The following is a 1,227-nucleotide window of genomic DNA, read 5'->3' on the forward strand; positions in this document are numbered from 1 at the left end:
GGAGATGCCGCGCGCCCCCTTGATGTCCGGGTTGGTGCGGGCCATCACACTGAAGGTGTCGGCGACCGGGCCATTGGTGATGTAGCGCTTGGTGCCGTTGAGGATGTAGTGGTCGCCTTGGCGGCGCGCGGTGGCTTTCACGGAACCGGCATCAGAGCCGACGTCTGGTTCGGTCAGGCAGAAGCAGCCGATCAGCTCGCCGCTGGCGTAGCGGGGCAGGAAACGTTGCTTCTGTTCCTCGGTGCCGTCGAACACCACTGCGGCCGAGCCGATGCCATTGTTGGTGCCCAGGATCGAGCGAAAGGCAGGGGAGGTCTGGCCGAGGGTCATGGCCACGTGAATCTCTTCCTCCATGGTCAGCCCGAGACCGCCATACTCCTCGGGGATGGTCATGCCGAAGAGTCCCAGCGCTTTCATTTCCTGCACGATGGCATCGGGCACGCGAAACTCTTCCGCCACTTGCTGCTCAGCGGGGATCAAGCGTTCTTTTACAAAGCGATCCACCAGATCAACCAGCTGATCCAGAATTTCCTGATCACGAATCATGTTGCTCTCCCCTGAATTCAATCTCTGTGGGAGCGGGCCTGCCCGCGATGCTGTCGCGGAATTTATCGCGGGCAAGGCCCGCTCCCACAGATGGTTTGACGGAGCTTAAAGACTCGGCGAAGCGAATTCCACCTGTTTAAGCCCCTGTGCTACGCTGTGCTCCCGAACCAAAGAGAGTGAGCCATGGCCGGTACCTTGGACGCATATATTTACGATGGCGGCAGAAGCGCGTTTGGACGACACGGCGGGGCGCTTGCTTCGTTGCGTCCGGATGATCTGCTCGCCCACATCATCAAGTCTGTGGTCGGCCGCAACCCTTTTGCGGGCGCAGACTACGAAGATGTCATCATGGGTAACACCAATCAGGCCGGTGAGGATTGCCGCAATGTCGGGCGCTTCGCCGCGCTGCTGGCGGGTATGCCGACCTCTGACGGCGGGTTGACCGTCAATCGCCTGAGAGGTTCCGGGCTGGCCGCCGAGCTGGATGCCGCTAGAGGCGTGAAGAGTGGCGAGGGGCAGTTGTTCCTGGCCGGTGGCGTCGAGTCCATGAGCCGTGCGCCGCTGATTCTCTCCAAGGCAACCTCGGCCTATGACCGTGGTCAGCAGCTGGCCGACAGCACCCTCGGAGCCCGCTTCACCAATCCGCTGTTTGCTGCCGCGTTCGGTGGCGACACCATGCCG

The 1,227-nt window shown here is 61.8% G+C and carries 1 protein-coding gene and 1 pseudogene; one reads left to right on the plus strand and one right to left on the minus strand.

Annotated features, from left to right (window positions below; translation table 11 throughout):
• Nucleotides 1-546: acyl-CoA dehydrogenase family protein (locus Q7T36_RS11860; protein WP_304848544.1), on the minus strand; the 546-nt coding region annotated here is incomplete at its 3' end.
• 183 nt (nt 547-729) lie between these two features.
• Here Q7T36_RS11860 and Q7T36_RS11865 point away from each other — a divergent pair.
• Nucleotides 730-1,227: pseudogene (locus Q7T36_RS11865) on the plus strand (3-oxoadipyl-CoA thiolase); the annotation flags it as partial.

This window comes from Fluviicoccus sp. (assembly GCF_030646115.1).
Classification (GTDB): domain Bacteria; phylum Pseudomonadota; class Gammaproteobacteria; order Pseudomonadales; family Moraxellaceae; genus Fluviicoccus.